Annotated in this window: 13 protein-coding genes; 10 read left to right on the plus strand and 3 right to left on the minus strand. The window is 56.0% G+C overall.

Annotation, left to right across the window (positions count from 1 at the left end; all coding sequences use genetic code 11):
• Positions 1 to 72 precede the first annotated feature (72 nt).
• The 3 genes from ivbL to ilvN all read left to right on the plus strand — a co-directional run bounded on the left by ivbL (position 73) and on the right by ilvN (position 2,277).
• Positions 73 to 171 carry an ilvB operon leader peptide IvbL gene (ivbL, locus tag ACRDCA_RS19695; protein WP_438691064.1) on the plus strand — a complete coding sequence of 33 codons (99 nt, stop codon included), beginning with the start codon at positions 73 to 75 and terminating at the stop codon, positions 169 to 171.
• 114 nt (positions 172 to 285) lie between these two features.
• The gene (ilvB, locus tag ACRDCA_RS19700) at positions 286 to 1,980 is read left to right on the plus strand and encodes an acetolactate synthase large subunit (RefSeq protein ID WP_438691065.1); all 1,695 of its coding nucleotides are present in this window, start codon (positions 286 to 288) and stop codon (positions 1,978 to 1,980) included.
• Between the two features lie 3 nt (positions 1,981 to 1,983).
• Positions 1,984 to 2,277 (plus strand): acetolactate synthase small subunit, encoded by a 294-nt coding sequence (gene ilvN, locus ACRDCA_RS19705; protein ID WP_024527189.1) that lies wholly within the window; start codon positions 1,984 to 1,986, stop codon positions 2,275 to 2,277.
• Between the two features lie 55 nt (positions 2,278 to 2,332).
• Here the strand turns inward: ilvN and dinQ are convergent, their stop codons facing one another.
• Together dinQ and ACRDCA_RS19715 are read right to left on the minus strand one after the other, a co-directional pair.
• Positions 2,333 to 2,440 (minus strand): damage-inducible type I toxin DinQ, encoded by a 108-nt coding sequence (gene dinQ / locus ACRDCA_RS19710; RefSeq protein WP_115650698.1) that lies wholly within the window; start codon positions 2,438 to 2,440, stop codon positions 2,333 to 2,335.
• 374 nt (positions 2,441 to 2,814) lie between these two features.
• Complete coding sequence (locus tag ACRDCA_RS19715; protein ID WP_438691066.1) at positions 2,815 to 3,582, minus strand: DedA family protein; 768 nt, start codon at positions 3,580 to 3,582, stop codon at positions 2,815 to 2,817.
• A gap of 171 nt (positions 3,583 to 3,753) precedes the next feature.
• On the opposite strand from ACRDCA_RS19715, the gene ACRDCA_RS19720 reads away from it, so the two are divergent.
• From ACRDCA_RS19720 to rluA, 3 genes are all read left to right on the plus strand, one after another.
• Positions 3,754 to 6,120: a DNA polymerase II gene (locus ACRDCA_RS19720; protein WP_438691067.1), complete on the plus strand. Its 2,367-nt coding sequence runs from the start codon at positions 3,754 to 3,756 to the stop codon at positions 6,118 to 6,120.
• A 342-nt stretch (positions 6,121 to 6,462) separates the two neighbouring features.
• Entirely contained in the window at positions 6,463 to 9,369 is a 2,907-nt protein-coding gene (gene rapA / locus ACRDCA_RS19725) for an RNA polymerase-associated protein RapA (protein WP_438691068.1), read from the plus strand.
• A 54-nt stretch (positions 9,370 to 9,423) separates the two neighbouring features.
• Positions 9,424 to 10,074 (plus strand): bifunctional tRNA pseudouridine(32) synthase/23S rRNA pseudouridine(746) synthase RluA, encoded by a 651-nt coding sequence (gene rluA / locus ACRDCA_RS19730; RefSeq protein WP_438691069.1) that lies wholly within the window; start codon positions 9,424 to 9,426, stop codon positions 10,072 to 10,074.
• A 64-nt stretch (positions 10,075 to 10,138) separates the two neighbouring features.
• Here rluA and djlA read toward each other — a convergent pair whose 3' ends face one another.
• Positions 10,139 to 10,960: a co-chaperone DjlA gene (gene djlA / locus ACRDCA_RS19735; protein WP_025120465.1), complete on the minus strand. Its 822-nt coding sequence runs from the start codon at positions 10,958 to 10,960 to the stop codon at positions 10,139 to 10,141.
• A gap of 230 nt (positions 10,961 to 11,190) precedes the next feature.
• Here djlA and lptD point away from each other — a divergent pair, with 230 nt between their 5' ends.
• The 4 genes from lptD (at position 11,191) to rsmA (ending at position 16,716) form a co-directional block, all read left to right on the plus strand.
• Entirely contained in the window at positions 11,191 to 13,557 is a 2,367-nt protein-coding gene (gene lptD, locus ACRDCA_RS19740) for an LPS assembly protein LptD (RefSeq protein WP_438691070.1), read from the plus strand.
• A gap of 67 nt (positions 13,558 to 13,624) precedes the next feature.
• Positions 13,625 to 14,926, plus strand: a complete 1,302-nt coding sequence (gene surA, locus ACRDCA_RS19745) for a peptidylprolyl isomerase SurA (protein ID WP_438691071.1) — start codon at positions 13,625 to 13,627, stop codon at positions 14,924 to 14,926.
• Positions 14,913 to 15,905, plus strand: coding sequence for a 4-hydroxythreonine-4-phosphate dehydrogenase PdxA (pdxA, locus tag ACRDCA_RS19750; protein ID WP_438691143.1), 993 nt, complete (start codon positions 14,913 to 14,915; stop codon positions 15,903 to 15,905). Before surA ends, pdxA begins: the two co-directional genes overlap by 14 nt.
• A complete protein-coding gene (gene rsmA, locus ACRDCA_RS19755; protein ID WP_438691072.1) occupies positions 15,898 to 16,716 on the plus strand; it encodes a 16S rRNA (adenine(1518)-N(6)/adenine(1519)-N(6))-dimethyltransferase RsmA in 819 nt (272 codons plus the stop codon). Before pdxA ends, rsmA begins: the two co-directional genes overlap by 8 nt.
• Positions 16,717 to 16,723: the final 7 nt, after the last annotated feature.

Raw genomic sequence — 16,723 nt, forward strand, 5'->3', positions numbered from 1 at the left:
ACCTGTTGTGCGAATTTTGCACCTGTGGTTTTATAAAATTCTGTTTTTTACTACTGATGATAAGGCTCCCTAGTGATCGCATCCTCGCTGACCTCGACCCTACTAACAACCGCGCTACCAGCCGCGGCGGTCGTCGTGCGTGTGGTGGTGGTCGTCGGCAACGCGCCGTAGGGTCCGAATCAACGCATCGATTCCCAAACCCCGCCGGCGCAAACCGGGCGGGGTTTCTTGTTTTAGTCCCCTGCCCAGAAAAGCTAACCGGCCCTGAGAGAAAAGGATAGGCACATGGCAACTTCGGGCACGCCACACCAAGGCCAACGCATTACCGGCGCACAGCTGATCGTTCATCTGCTGGAGCGTCAGGGTATCACCACTATTGCAGGCATCCCCGGTGGCGCAGCGCTACCGTTGTACGATGCTCTGAGCCAAAGCACCGTCATCCAGCACGTTCTGGCCCGCCATGAGCAAGGGGCCGGTTTTATGGCGCAGGGCATGGCACGTACCAACGGCAAGGCGGCGGTCTGCATCGCTTCCAGCGGCCCGGGAGCAACTAATCTGGTCACCGCCATTGCCGATGCCAAGCTCGATTCAATCCCGCTGGTGTGCATCACCGGTCAGGTATCTTCCTCGATGATCGGTACCGACGCCTTCCAGGAAGTGGATACCTACGGTATTTCCATCCCGATAACCAAATACAACCATCTGGTACGCGATGTCAGCGATCTGCCGCAGGTGATTTGCGATGCATTCCGCATCGCCGAATCCGGCCGCCCGGGCCCGGTATGGATCGACATTCCGAAGGACGTGCAAACCGCCGAAATTGGGTGGGATTCATTGCCGCCAATGGCCGTGCCAGACGCCCCTCCGGCCTTTGATATCAAACAGGTCGAACAGGCCGCCTTGATGATCAACCAGGCCAAGCGCCCTATTCTGTATCTGGGCGGCGGCATTATCTGTGCGCAAGCTCATGTACCAGCGCTGGAAATGGCCGAACGCTCTAACCTGCCTACCACCATGACGTTGATGGCGCTGGGCGCGATGCCGGTAGAACATCCGCTGTCGTTGGGCATGTTGGGCATGCACGCGGCCCGTAGCACCAACTTTATCCTGCAGGAAGCCGATCTGCTGATCGTAATGGGTGCCCGCTTCGACGACCGAGCTATCGGTAAAACCGAGCAATTCTGCCCTAACGCTAAAATTATCCACGTGGATATCGACCGCGCCGAACTGGGCAAGGTCAAGCAGGCCAATATTGCCATCCATGCCGATGTCGGCCAGGTGTTGCAACAGCTGTTACCGATGATCGAGGCCCAACCGCGCAGCGAGTGGATAAACACTGTTAACGATCTGAAACGCGAATTCCCGTTCAACATGCCGAACGTGGAAGATCCCTTGAGCCATTACGGCCTGGTTAAGGCCGCTGCGCGCTGCGTAGACGACAGCGCCATTATCACCACCGACGTAGGCCAACATCAGATGTGGGTAGCCCAGGCTTATCCGCTGAGCCGCCCGCGCCAATGGCTGACTTCCGGCGGCTTGGGCACCATGGGCTTTGGTTTACCTGCCGCGATTGGTGCTGCACTGGCCGAGCCTCAGCGCAAAGTGCTGTGTTTTTCTGGTGACGGCAGCCTGATGATGAATATTCAGGAGATGGCGACCGCCGTTGAGCACAATCTGGATGTGAAAATCATCCTGATGAACAACCAGGCGTTAGGGCTGGTACACCAACAGCAGACGCTGTTCTATCAGCAGCATATCTTTGCCGCCACCTATCCGAAGCGTACCGATTTCCTGAAAATTGCCGCCGGGTTTGGTCTGGACACCTGTGATTTGAACGCCGAGGCAGATCCACAAGCCGCGCTGATGGCGGCAATCCAACGCCCTGGCCCTTGCCTGATCCACGCGCTGATCGATATCAATGAAAAAGTCTACCCAATGGTGCCACCGGGTGCCGCCAACATCGAAATGATTGGAGAATAAGCCATGCAATCACTACAAAAGAACCCACAAGTGATCCTGGAGCTGGCGGTACGAAACCATCCGGGCGTGATGACCCACGTTTGCGGCCTGTTTGCCCGCCGCGCATTTAACGTGGAAGGCATTCTGTGTATGCCGCTGAAAGACGGTACCCAGAGCCGTATCTGGCTATTGGTGGCCGACGATCAGCGCCTGGTGCAGATGATCAGCCAGGTTGAGAAGCTGGAAGATGTCTTACAGGTGAAACGCCATAGCGAAGATATGCGGGTGTTTGAGCAGTTGGAAGCTTTCTTCCAGTAAGTCAATGTTAAAGGCCGGGGATTGGTTAGCCCCGGCCTTAGCTACGTTTCCGCTATCAGTTCAGCAACTGAAGCACATAACGGATCAGTTCCAGTAACGCGATCAGCGCCCCAAGAACGATGATTGCCTTATCGATATCAATCACCCGTTTTCTCCATGACATGGAGTGAGCCACCGCCGTTTACTCTTACATTGCCTGTCACGACGCAGTACTCAGTTGTTAGATGGCTACTGTCTCACTCCGGCCAGAGCACCGGATAACGGCACCATCCGTACACCCGGCCAGGGCTTGAATGTGTAGATGCGCACACCGAAGTAAAGACAGCAGCAGAGCTAACGCGCTGATTATATATCAACCAATTTAGAGCGCGAAATACCAGATATCCGATTTCTGAGTTTTTGACATCGGAGGAGATCGACGATAAAATTATCTCCGTTAGATGGGTGCTGTCTCAACCGGTCAGAGTCACCAACTCCAAGCCGGAAAATAAAAAAACCGACCTCACCAGTCGGTTTTTTTACGTATGAATTTTAGCGTCAGCCTGCCAGCACCTGCCACAGCAGATGCCGATACACCGGCATTAGCGCCTGTTGATGCATATAATAGAAACACACCAACGCCCCTAGCCAACTAGCGACACAGGCCAATCGCAGCCTCATCGGCGTGAGCCAACGCGTCAGTTTGTCGGCACTGCGTTTCCCTTCGCGCCACCAGCGCCAGCTCAGCCAGGCGGCAAGCCAGACCAACACCACCACGCCAAACAGCAGCCATTTGAACAACGCGCTGTTAGCACTGGCAGGGATATCGATCGCCACGCCCGCCAGAATGCCAGGGAAGAAGTAGATCGGTGGCCAGGTCAGGCAGCCGATGATATTGGGCAAGGCAAATTTATAGGGAGGCAGATCGAGCATACCGGCCACCATCGGTACCAGCGGACGCGTGGGGCCAATAAAGCGGCCAATCAAAATGGTGACGATACTGTGTTGATGCAATGCATGCTCGGTTTTATCCAGCATCGCCTTGTTCTTTTTCAGGAACGACCAGCGGTGCAGCGGCCCCTTGAAGGCGCGGCCAATAAAGTAGGAGATCCAATCCCCCAGCAGACAGCCGACGATGCCAGCCCCCCAGGCCATATAAAAATCCACCTGCCCGCTGCCGATCAGCGCGCCAATGCTGGCCATCATCACCGTGCCCGGCAATAGCAAACCGACCAGCGCCAGCGATTCCAGGAACGCCACCAACATGACCACCACCAGGGTGAAAGCCAATGACTGGGTGATCAACTGTTGTAAATAGGCTTCCATTCAACCTCTGTGTATAAGCTCAAGCGCGTGGGCGAAGGATTGTCCGGCTCGGGCCGGGGTGAGTCAATCGTTGAATTGTATGTAGATTTGGCCGATCCAGCCAATAATAGACAATGACTGTATAAATACCCATACTATAAACACCCATTCTTCACCGACACCCAGCAACCAGTGACATCGTTACAACAGGGTTTTCTGCTCACCCGCCATTGGCGTGATACGCCTGCCGGTACCGAAGTCGAATTCTGGCTGGCGACCGACAGCGGCCCACAACGGCTACGGCTGGCCACGCAAACCTCCGTAGCATTTATTCCCGCCGAGCAGCGCCAGCGGGCCGAGCTACTGCTGCGTGAAGAACGTCATATCGAACTGAAACCCCTGCCATTGCTGGATTTCCACTCCCGTCCGGTGATTGGGCTTTATTGCCGCCAGCACCGTCAGTTGATCAAGTTGGAAAAGCTGCTGAAAGAGGGAGGCGTCAACGTCTTCGAGGCCGATATCCGCCCGCCGGAGCGCTATCTGATGGAGCGCTTTATCACCGCTCCGGTCTGGTTCAACGGTCAACCCGACGGTAACGGCCTGTGGCTCAATGCCCAGATGAAGCCCTCCCCTGACTATCGGCCCAATTTGCAGCTGGTGTCGCTGGATATCGAAACCACCGCCCATGGCGAGCTTTATTCCATTGCACTGGAAGGCTGCGGTCAGCGCCAGGTCTACATGCTAGGCCCGCCCAACGGCGGCAACGAGCCGCTGGATTTCGAACTGGAATACTGCAACAGCCGCCCACAACTGCTGGAACGCCTGAATCAATGGCTGGAGCGGCACGATCCCGATGCCATCATCGGCTGGAACCTGGTGCAGTTCGACCTGCGGGTACTGCAAAAACACGCCGAACGCTATCAAATCCCCCTACGCTTTGGCCGTGGTGGCAACCTGCTGGAATGGCGCGAGCACGGCTTTAAGCAAAACCACTTCTTCGCCTCGGCCTCTGGGCGGTTGATTATCGACGGCATCGAGGCGCTGAAATCCGCCACCTGGAACTTCCCGTCCTTCAGCCTGGAATATGTGGCACAAACGCTGCTTGGGGAAGGAAAGGCGATCGACAATCCTTACCAGCGAATGGCAGAAATCGATCGTCGGTTTGCCGAAGATAAACCCGCACTGGCACGCTATAACCTGAAGGACTGCGAGCTGGTAACGCGTATTTTCGCCAAAACCGAGCTGCTGACCTTCCTGCTGGAACGCGCTACGGTAACCGGGTTGGCTGCCGATCGCAGCGGCGGTTCGGTAGCCGCCTTCAACCATCTCTATATCCCACGCATGCATCGTCAGGGCTATGTGGCCCCCAATCTCGGGGAACTACCGGAAGAACACAGCCCCGGTGGCTTTGTGATGGATTCACAGCCCGGCCTGTATGATTCAGTGTTGGTGCTTGATTACAAAAGCTTGTACCCGTCGATCATCCGCACTTTCCTGATCGATCCCGTCGGGTTGGTCGAAGGTATGCAGCACCCGGACGATGAAAACTCGGTGCCTGGTTTTCGCCAAGCACGCTTCTCGCGAAGCAAACACTGCCTGCCCGAAATTGTTCGCCAGATCTGGCAAGGGCGCGAAGCGGCAAAACGCCACAATAACAAGCCACTGTCGCAGGCGCTGAAGATCATTATGAACGCGTTCTACGGCGTGTTGGGATCGAGCGGCTGCCGCTTCTTCGATCCCCGGCTAGCCTCGTCGATCACCCTGCGAGGCCACGAGATCATGCGCCAGACGCGGGAGTTGATCGAAGCCAAAGGTTACCAGGTGATCTACGGCGATACGGACTCGACGTTTGTCTGGCTGAAAAAGGCCCACAGCGAACAGCAGGCCGCCGAGATTGGCCGCGAGCTGCTGGTTCACGTCAATCAATGGTGGCTGCAGCATCTGCAACAGCAATATGGGCTGGAGAATGCGCTGGAGCTGGAGTTCGAAACCCACTACTCGCGCTTTTTAATGCCGACCATCCGAGGTGCCGAACAGGGCAGCAAAAAGCGCTACGCCGGGCTGATCAGCAAGCCGGACGGCAGTGAAGAGATGGTGTATAAAGGCCTGGAAACGGTACGCACCGACTGGACCCCGTTGGCACAACAATTTCAGCAGCAGCTCTATCAACGCATCTTCAAGCGCCAGCCCTATCAGGACTTTGTGCGCGAGTACGTGGCCAAAACGCTGAACGGCGAATTTGACGATCGGCTGGTCTACCGCAAACGCCTGCGGCGCAAGCTGGACGACTATCAACGCAATGTTCCGCCCCATGCCCGTGCAGCCCGCCTGGCCGATGACTATAATCGTCAACAGGGGCGGCCGCTGCAATATCAGAACGGTGGCTGGATCAGCTATGTGATGACGCTGGCCGGGCCAGAACCGCTGGAAACCCGGCAATCCGCGATCGATTACGATCATTATCTCGAACGCCAGCTGCAACCGGTGGCAGACGCGATACTTCCCTTCCTGTACGACGATTTTTCAGCGTTAGTGACCAAGCAGATAGGACTGTTCTGAGCAGTAAGAAAGCGAGGGCAACGGCCATCCCCACGGATAACCCTCTCTTTTCACGGGTGTCAGTCAGAATTTAGGAAGAAAAAATCATCGGGTTTTACAGGTGACGAATGCGCCGCCTTCCATTACCATAGCGCCCTTCCCAAATTCTGAACCACTATTCACAACACCGTTGTCGCAATGCCGTCACCAGACGCTAGCATGGCGTAACAAACTATTGCCCGCTAAACGACAATAAAGCTCGCCAACCAGGGTGGCCGGCAATAGCAAGCAGTTGAAACAGGTTACCCAGGGCTTATCCGCCGGGTAGCAAGACTTACTTAATAAGAATCGAGCCGACAAACTATGCCTTTTACACTTGGTCAACGCTGGATCAGCGATACGGAAAGCGAATTGGGACTGGGAACCGTGGTCGCACTGGATGTGCGCATGGTCACCCTGCTTTTCCCCGCCACCGGTGAAAACCGCCTCTATGCCAGAAACGACTCACCGATTACCCGCGTGATGTTCAACCCGGGCGATACCATCAGCAACCACGAAGGCTGGCAGTTGCAGGTAGAGGAAGTCAAAGAGGATAACGGCCTGTTGACCTATATCGGCACGCGCCTGGATACCCAGGAAAGCGGCGTCGCCATGCGTGAAGTGCTGCTGGATAGCAAGCTGACCTTCAGCAAGCCACAAGATCGCCTGTTTGCCGGCCAGATCGATCGTATGGATCGCTTTGCGCTGCGTTTCCGTGCCCGCAAGTACCAGAGTGAACAGTATCGTCTGCCGTTCGCTGGCCTGCGTGGCATGCGCGCCAGTCTGATCCCACACCAGTTGCACATCGCCTACGAAGTCGGCCAGCGCCATGCGCCGCGCGTACTGCTGGCCGATGAAGTGGGTCTGGGTAAAACCATCGAAGCCGGGATGATTATTCATCAGCAGCTGCTGGCTGGCCGCGCCGAACGCGTGCTGATCGTGGTGCCGGAAACCCTGCAACACCAGTGGCTGGTTGAAATGATGCGTCGCTTCAACCTCTATTTCTCACTGTTTGATGATAGCCGCTACTCCGAAGCGATGCTCGACAGCAGCAACCCGTTCGAAACCGAACAGTTGGTGATCTGCTCGCTGGATTTCGTGCGCCGCAACAAGCAGCGCCTTGAGCAGTTGGCCGATGCCCACTGGGATCTGCTGGTGGTAGACGAGGCTCACCACCTGGCCTGGAGCGAAGAAGCGCCGAGCCGTGAATATCAGGTGATCGAACAGCTGGCGGAGCACATCCCAGGCGTACTGCTGTTGACGGCAACCCCCGAGCAGCTTGGCCAACAGAGCCACTTTGCCCGTCTGCGCCTGCTGGATCCCAGCCGTTTCCATGACTACCAGGAGTTTGTCACCGATCAACAGAAATACCGTCCGGTCGCCGATGCGGTGACGCTGCTGCTGAGCGGCGAACGCCTGGCGGATGACAAACTGAACCTGCTGGGTGAACTGATCGACGAGCAGGATATTGAACCGCTGCTGAAAGCGGCCAACAGCGATACCGATAACAGCGAGCAGGCGCGCCAGGAACTGGTCACCATGCTGATGGATCGCCACGGCACCAGCCGCGTGCTGTTCCGTAATACCCGCAATGGCGTAAAAGGTTTCCCACGCCGCCACCTGCACCAGATCAAACTGCCATTGCCAACGCAATATCAGACGGCGATCAAAGTGTCCGGTATCATGAGCGCCAAGAAAACCGTCGAAGCCCGCGCCCGCGACATGCTCTACCCAGAACAGATTTATCAGGAGTTCGAAGGGGAGAATGCGACCTGGTGGAACTTCGACCCGCGCGTTGAGTGGCTGCTGGATTATCTGGTCGCCAATCGTCATGAAAAAGTGCTGGTGATTTGTGCCCAGGCGACTACCGCTCTGCAACTGGAGCAGGTGCTGCGTGAGCGCGAAGCGATCCGTGCCGCCGTGTTCCACGAAGGGCTGAGCATTATCGAACGCGATCGCGCTGCCGCCTACTTCGCTTCACAAGAAGAAGGCGCACAGGTGCTGCTGTGCTCCGAAATCGGTTCGGAAGGGCGTAACTTCCAGTTTGCCAGCCAGATGGTAATGTTCGATCTGCCGTTCAACCCGGATCTGCTGGAGCAACGTATTGGCCGTCTGGATCGTATCGGCCAGATGCATGACATCCAGATTATGGTGCCTTACCTGGAAAATACCGCTCAGGCCGTACTGGGCCGCTGGTTCCATGAAGGGCTGGATGCCTTCGAGCACACCTGCCCAACCGGCCGTCCAATTTATGACAGCAGCTACGAGCAACTGATTGGCTACCTGGCTGCCCCTACCGAGCAGGAAGGCCTGGACGAGTTTATCCATGCCTGTAACCAGCAGCACGTCCAGCTCAAATCGCAGTTGGAACAGGGCCGTGACCGTCTGCTGGAGATGCACTCCAACGGCGGCGATAAGGCTCAGGCACTGGCCGAAGCCATTGCCGCACAGGATAACGACATCAATCTGGTGAGCTTTGCGCTCAACCTGTTCGATATCGTCGGTATCAATCAGGAAGACCGCAGCGATAACCTGATCGTGCTGACTCCGTCCGACCATATGCTGGTACCTGACTTCCCAGGGCTGCCGCAGGATGGCTGTACCGTGACGTTCGATCGCGAGCAGGCGCTGTCGCGTGAAGATGCCCAGTTTGTCAGTTGGGAGCACCCGATTATCCGCAACGGGCTGGATCTGATCCTCTCCGGCGACACCGGAAGCTGTGCGGTTTCCCTGTTGAAAAACAAGGCGCTGCCGGTCGGTACCCTGCTGGTCGAGCTGGTTTATGTGGTTGAAGCGCAGGCTCCTAAGCACCTGCAACTGACCCGCTTCCTGCCGCCAACGCCGATCCGCATGTTGATGGATCGCAAAGGCACCAACCTGGCGGCACAGGTTGAGTTCGAAAGCTTCAACCGCCAGTTGAACGCGGTCAACCGCCACACCTCCAGCAAGCTGGTGAATGCGGTGCAGCAAGAGGTGCACGTGATGCTGCAACAGGCCGAAAGCCTGGTGGAAGAGCAGGCGCGCGCGCTAATCGAGCAGGCCAAGCATGAAGCCGATGACAAGCTGAGCACCGAACTGGCCCGTCTGGAAGCCCTGAAAGCGGTTAACCCGAATATCCGTGACGACGAAGTCGAAGCGCTGGAGTTCAACCGTAAGCAGGTGCTGGTTAACCTCAATGAAGCGGGATGGCGACTGGATGCTATTCGCCTGGTCGTGGTAACACACCAGTGATCCACTTGACGGGGAGCCATGGCTCCCCGGTTTGCCCTTCTCAGCGGAGCTAACATGGAACCTTACAATCCCCCGCAAGATCCGATGCACGTGCTGTATCAGGATGAGCACATCATCGTGGTCAACAAACCCAGCGGGTTGCTTTCCGTGCCTGGCCGTGCCCCGGAGAACAAAGACAGCCTGATGACGCGTATCCAGGCCGACTTCCCTGCGGCGGAATCGGTGCATCGCCTGGATATGGCCACCAGCGGGGTGATCGTCGTGGCGCTGAACAAGGCCGCCGAACGTGAGCTAAAACGCCAGTTCCGCGAGCGCGAGCCGAAAAAATGCTACATCGCCCGCGTGTGGGGGCATATGGCACAGGATGAAGGATTGGTGGATTTGCCGCTGATTTGCGACTGGCCAAACCGGCCATTGCAGAAGGTGTGTTTCGAAACCGGCAAGGCCGCACAGACCGAATATGTGGTGCTTTCCCGTGATGCGGATGGCAGCACGCGGGTCAAGCTGCTGCCTATCACCGGGCGCTCACACCAATTGCGCGTGCATATGCTGGCATTGGGTCACCCGATCCTCGGCGATGGCTTCTATGCCCCGCCAGAGGTCAAGGCGATGGCACCCCGCCTGCAACTGCACGCCCAAGAGTTGCGGATCACCCATCCAGCGTTCCAGACCCCGATGCATTTTCGCGTCGAGCCGGATTTCTGATGATGATCGAGACGGGCGCAGCCTTACAGCGCCCTACATATCGACACCTATCGAGTCTTTGTCGTTATTTAAAACCCTTTTCGCGTTTGATCAGATCGTAAGCCGCCTGGATCTCCTGCGCTTTCTGCTTCGCCATCTCCATCATTTCCGGTGGTAACCCTTTGGCCACCAGCTTGTCTGGATGATGTTCGCCCATCAGCTTGCGGTAGGCGCGCTTGATGGTAGTCGCATCATCGCTGCTGTTAACGCCCAGCACCTTGCAGGCATCCTCCAGCGTTGGACCACGTTGCGCCTGCTGGTAGCCGCCATAGGAGTAATCCCCCTGCTGCCCGCCGCCAAACTGACGTCCGCCTTCAATCATGCTGAGGAACTGATCGAACTGAGCGCGGGAAATGCCCAGCTCTTCGGCAATCACATACAGCACCTGGCGTTCGTTCGGATGCAGCGAGCCGTCGGCAAACGCGGCCTGAATTTGAATTTCCAGAAACATCCGAATCAGGTCAAAGCGACCAAAGCAGATGCTGCGTAGCTGTTGCAAGGTTTCACGCAGCGGGAACTGGCTGTGTTTGCCTTCACGAAACGCCTGTTGCGCCGCGGTACGGGCCTCGCCATGCAGTTGCAGGCGGTCCATAAACAGGCTGGCTATCTGGATATCGGCTTCGGTTACCCGCCCTTTCGATTTGGTCAGATGCCCCATAACCTGAAAAGTGGTACGGAAAAATAACGTCTGCCGCGTTTGCTGATCGGTAAAAAAGCCCCGGCTGCGCTTGTTGTTGCGTGCGGTATCGATCATATGGCCAACAATCAGCCCTAACACTACACCCCAGAATCCGCCGCCAGCCCAAATGGCAACAATCACTCCGAGCAGTTTTCCCCAATACTGCATATACTCCCCAACTATCAAACCGTAATAAGCCGTGTATCCCTATCGGTACGCGCAAGGGTTAAGGCGATTTTTTTCAAGAATTCGATTATCATACCTGTCATTTATCTCTGCGCCTAACGACGACGCATTCGAACGGCAGGATTTAACACTAGCGCAACGCTGATGAGTGATATAGTCTCTGACCGTTTGCCGGACATGACGCCTCTGATGACGGAACACCAAAACCGCGTATGAAAAAAAGTTTCCCAACACTGCTGGCCACGTTGATTTGGACGGCGATTTATAGTCAGCACGCGCTGGCAGATCTGGCCGAGCAATGTATGCTCGGCGTGCCTGTTTACGACAAACCAGTCATCACCGGCGACCCCAACAGCCTGCCGGTCACCATCATTTCCGATGATTCGCAAGCCCACTATCCCGGCAGCGCGCTGTTCACCGGCAACGTTAACATCGAACAGGGTAACAGCACCCTGACGGCGAAGCAGGTTGAGCTGAACCAGACGCAAAAAGACGGGCAGCCGGAACCTATCCGTACCGTTACCGCCACCGGTGACGTCAACTACGCGGATAATCAGATCAAACTGAAAGGCCCGAAAGCCTGGTCAAACCTGAACACCAAAGATACCGACGTCTATCAGGGCGATTATCAGATGGTAGGCCGCCAAGGGCGTGGTGACGCCGACAAGATGAAGATGCGCGGTCAAAACCGCTACACCATCCTGGAAAACGGCACCTTTACCTCCTGCCTGCCAGGCGATGACAGCTGGAGCGTAGTCGGCTCCGAAGTGATCCACGATCGCGAAGAAGAAGTGGCCGAAGTGTGGAATGCCCGCTTCAAGATTGGCAAGGTGCCGGTGTTTTATAGCCCCTATTTACAGCTTCCAGTGGGGAATAAGCGCCGTTCCGGTTTCCTGATCCCCAATGCCAAATATGGCAGTAATAACGGCTTCGAGTTCATGCTGCCGTATTACTGGAACATTGCGCCAAACTTTGATGCCACCATTACGCCGCACTACATGACCAATCGTGGGCTGCAATGGCAGAACGAATTCCGTTATCTGGTTCAACCCGGCCTGGGTACCATGGCCTTCGACTGGCTGCCAAGCGATAGCCAGTACGAAAAAGATCACGGGGATGCCGACGACAGTAAGCGCTGGTTGTTCTACTGGGCGCATAACGGCGTTATGGATCAGGTATGGCGTTTCAACGTCGACTATACCAAGGTCAGCGATCCTTATTACTTCACCGACCTGGATTCCAAATACGGTTCCACCACCGATGGCTACGCCACGCAGAAATTCAGCGTCGGTTATGCCGATGAGAACTGGGATGCCACGCTGGCCTCCAAACAGTTCCAGATTTTCAGCGGTGCAGGCAACCAGAACGCCTATCGTGCGCAGCCGCAGTTGGATCTCAACTACTATAAATCGGACATCGGTCCGTTTGATTTCCACACTTACGGCCAGGTTGCCAAGTTTACCAGCGTCAACCCGAATAACCCGGAAGCCACCCGTTGGCATGTGGAGCCGGCAATCAATCTGCCGCTGGCCAACAGTTGGGGCAGCCTGAATACCGAAGCCAAACTGATGGCGACGCATTTCCAGCAGACCATCCCGAACGGTTTCTCTGCCGACTACGCCAGCCGTAATCCGGGTAGCCCGGTGCCCGATCTGGACGATTCGGTCAACCGCGTGCTGCCACAATTCAAAACCGACGGTAAAGTGGTGTTTGATCGCCCAATGGACTGGTCGCAAGGCTATACCCAAACCCTTGAGCCGCGTATGCAGTACCTGTACGTGCCTTATCGCGATCAAAGTAACATCTATACCTATGACTCAACCTTGCTGCAAACCGACTACTCGGGCCTGTTCCGTGACCGTTCCTACAGCGGCCTGGATCGTATCGCCTCGCAGAACCGGATAGCCGCCGGTGTGACTTCGCGCATTTATGATGATGCATTGGTTGAACGTTTTAACGTTTCTGTAGGTCAAATCTATTACCTCAGTCGTTCGCGGACCGGGGATCAAAGCAGCAACTTTGATAATAGCGATGACACCGGCAGCGTAGTCTGGGCCGGTGACACCTATTGGAAGATTGACGATCGCTGGGGCCTGCGTGGTGGTGTGCAGTACGACACCCGTCTTGACAGCTTCGCGTTAGGTGACGCGGTAGTGGAATACCGTCAGGATCAGAATCGCATGGTGCAGTTGAACTACCGTTATGCCAGCCCGGAATATATTTCGGCTACCCTGCCTGATATCAGTAACCCAGGCTATCAGGACGGTATTTCACAGGTCGGTCTGGTGGCCAGTTGGCCAATTGCCGATCGTTGGGCGGTGGTTGGGGCGTATTACTACGACACCCGTGCGAAACAAACCGCTAACCAGTTGGTCGGCCTGCGCTATAACACCTGCTGCTGGGCGGTTAACGTGGGTTATGAACGCAAGATCACCGATTGGGACTACGGCAACCAGATCAGCAAGTACGATAACAAAGTTTCATTCAACGTCGAACTGCGTGGCTTGAGCAACGATCACAGCATTGGGACCAATGAAATGCTGCGTGCGGGTATCCTGCCTTACCAACGTGCATTTTGATATTGTTTAGCATATTGAAAAACAACAACTTTCACCCGCATTTGCGGATTCAGATAACGGGAAATGTATGAAGAACTGGAGAACGCTTTTTCTCGGATTGGTGGTTTGCGCCAATACCGCGTTCGCAGCACCGCAACAAATGGATAAAGTCGCCGCCGTCGTCGATAACGGCGTAGTCCTCGAGAGCGACGTGAACGGCCTGATGCAATCGGTGAAACTGAACGCACAGCAGGCTGGTCAACAATTGCCAGACGACAACACGTTGCGTCACCAGATCCTGGAACGTCTGATCGTAGATAACATTCTGCTGCAGATGGCACAAAAAATGGGGATCACCGTCAGCGATGCCGATCTGGACAAGGCAATCACCAATATCGCCGCCCAGAACAAAATGAGCCTGGATCAGTTGCGTAGCCGTTTGGCGTATGAAGGTCTGAACTACAACACCTACCGTGCGCAAATCCGCAAGGAAATGCTGACCTCGGAAGTGCGTAACAATGAAGTGCGCCGCCGTGTCACCATCCTGCCACAGGAAGTGGACGCGTTAGCCAAACAGGTTGGAGCACAGAACGGTGGTGAAACCGACGTCAACATCAGCCACATCCTGATCCCGCTGCCAGAAAATCCATCACAGCAGCAAGTTGATGAAGCCGAAGTCCTGGCCAAGCGCCTGGTGGGTGAAGCGACCAGCGGAGCCGATTTCGGCAAGCTGGCGATCACTTATTCTGCTGACTCGCAGGCGCTGAAAGGCGGCCAGATGGGTTGGGGTAAACTGCAGGAAATGCCAACGCTGTTTGCAGAACGCCTGTCGAGCGCCAAAAAAGGCGACGTGGTTGGCCCAATCCGTTCCGGCGTCGGCTTCCACATCCTGAAGGTTAACGATATCCGTGGCGGTTCTCAGTCAATTTCCGTGACCGAAGTGCACGCCCGCCATATCCTGTTAAAACCTTCAGTAGTCATGACAGACGACCAGGCACGCGCCAAGCTGCAAGAAGTCGCGGCGGCCGTCAAGAGTAGCAAAGCGAAGTTTGAAGACGAAGCCAAACAGCTGTCACAAGATCCGGGTTCTGCCCTACAGGGTGGCGATCTGGGTTGGGCTTCACCAGACATGTACGATCCCGCCTTCCGCGATGCGCTGCTGAAGCTGCAAAAAGGCCAGGTCAGCGAGCCGGTTCACTCTTCCTTTGGCTGGCACCTGATCCAGTTGCTGGATACCCGCCAGGTGGATAAAACCGATGCGGCGCAGAAAGATCGTGCCTATCGCATGCTGTTTAACCGCAAATTTGCCGAAGAAGCGCAAACCTGGATGCAGGAACAACGTGCCGCTGCTTACGTGAAGATCCTCGATGGAAGCAATGCACCGCAATAACCGTATCGTTATCACCCCCGGCGAGCCTGCCGGGGTTGGGCCGGATTTGGTCACCGTACTGGCACAACAGGATTGGCCTGTTGAGCTGGTAGTGTGCGCCGATCCGGCCTTGTTGCTTGAACGCGCCCGCCAGTTGGGGTTATCGCTCACGCTGCGCGATTACCGGCCAGACCAGCCCGCACTGCCACAACGTGCCGGGACGTTAACGGTATTACCCGTTGCAGCCCCGGCGGCCGTGGTCGCAGGCGAGTTAAACGTGGCCAACAGTGCCTACGTGGTAGCGACCCTGGCTCGTGCCTGTGACGGTTGCCTGAACGGCGAATTCGCCGCGCTGGTCACCGGTCCGGTCAACAAAAGCATCATCAACGATGCTGGCGTCGCCTTTACCGGCCACACCGAATTCTTTGCCGATCGCAGCCATTGTGAACGCGTGGTGATGATGTTGGCGACCGAAGAGTTGCGTGTCGCTCTGGCAACGACCCATCTGCCGTTACTGGCCGTTCCGGGTGCCATCACCCAACAGAGCCTGTTCGAAGTGATCACCATTCTCGATCGGGATCTGAAAAACCAGTTTGGCATCCCGCAGCCACAGATTTACGTTTGTGGGCTGAACCCGCACGCGGGGGAAGGCGGCCATATGGGGCGTGAAGAGTTGGATGTGATCATTCCGGCTTTGGACGTTCTGCGCAGCCGTGGCATCCAACTGATAGGCCCGCTCCCGGCAGATACACTGTTCCAGCCCAAATATCTGCAACATGCGGATGCGGTGCTGGCGATGTATCACGATCAGGGCTTGCCTGTACTAAAATACCAGGGGTTTGGTCGGGCGGTGAATATCACCCTCGGTTTGCCTTTTATCCGTACCTCGGTCGACCATGGTACCGCGTTGGAACTGGCTGGCAGCGGCACTGCCGATGCAGGCAGCTTCAAAACGGCCTTGAATCTCGCCATTAAAATGATAATTAACAGCAATGAATAATAGAGTCCACCAAGGGCACTTTGCCCGCAAACGTTTTGGACAGAACTTTTTAACCGATCAGTTTGTCATCGATAGCATTGTCTCGGCCATTCACCCACAACCGGGCGAAGCCGTGATCGAAATCGGCCCTGGCCTGGGTGCCTTGACCGAACCGGTTGGCGCACGTATGGATCGCATGACGGTAATTGAACTCGACCGCGATCTGGCAGCCCGTCTGGCCAATCACCCGCAGTTGAAAGACAAGCTGACCATTCATCAGCAAGATGCCATGACGGTGAACTTCGCCGAGCTGGCCGCCGAGGAAGGCCAATCGCTGCGCGTGTTCGGCAACCTGCCGTATAACATCTCGACGCCGCTGATGTTCCACCTTTTCAGCTATACTTCGGCTATCCGCGACATGCACTTCATGCTGCAAAAAGAAGTGGTTAACCGTCTGGTTGCCGGCCCGAACAGCAAAGCATACGGCCGTTTGACCGTGATGGCGCAGTATTACTGCAACGTGATCCCGGTGTTGGAAGTGCCGCCGACTTCGTTCGCGCCGCCGCCTAAAGTCGATTCTGCCGTGGTCCGTCTGGTACCGCATCTGGTGATGCCAAATGTCGTCGGCGATGTACGTATGCTAAGCCGCGTGACCACTCAGGCGTTTAACCAACGCAGAAAAACCATCCGCAACAGCCTGGGCGATCTGTTCACCCCGGAACAGTTGACGGAACTCGGCGTCGATCCGACGCTCAGAGCAGAGAATATTTCTGTAGCGCAGTACTGCAAGCTGGCAAACTGGCTTTCGGAACAACAGACGCAACAGCAATAAAGGAGCA

The organism is Serratia sp. (in: enterobacteria) (assembly GCF_051654945.1).
In the GTDB taxonomy this organism is placed as follows: Bacteria; Pseudomonadota; Gammaproteobacteria; order Enterobacterales; family Enterobacteriaceae; genus Chania.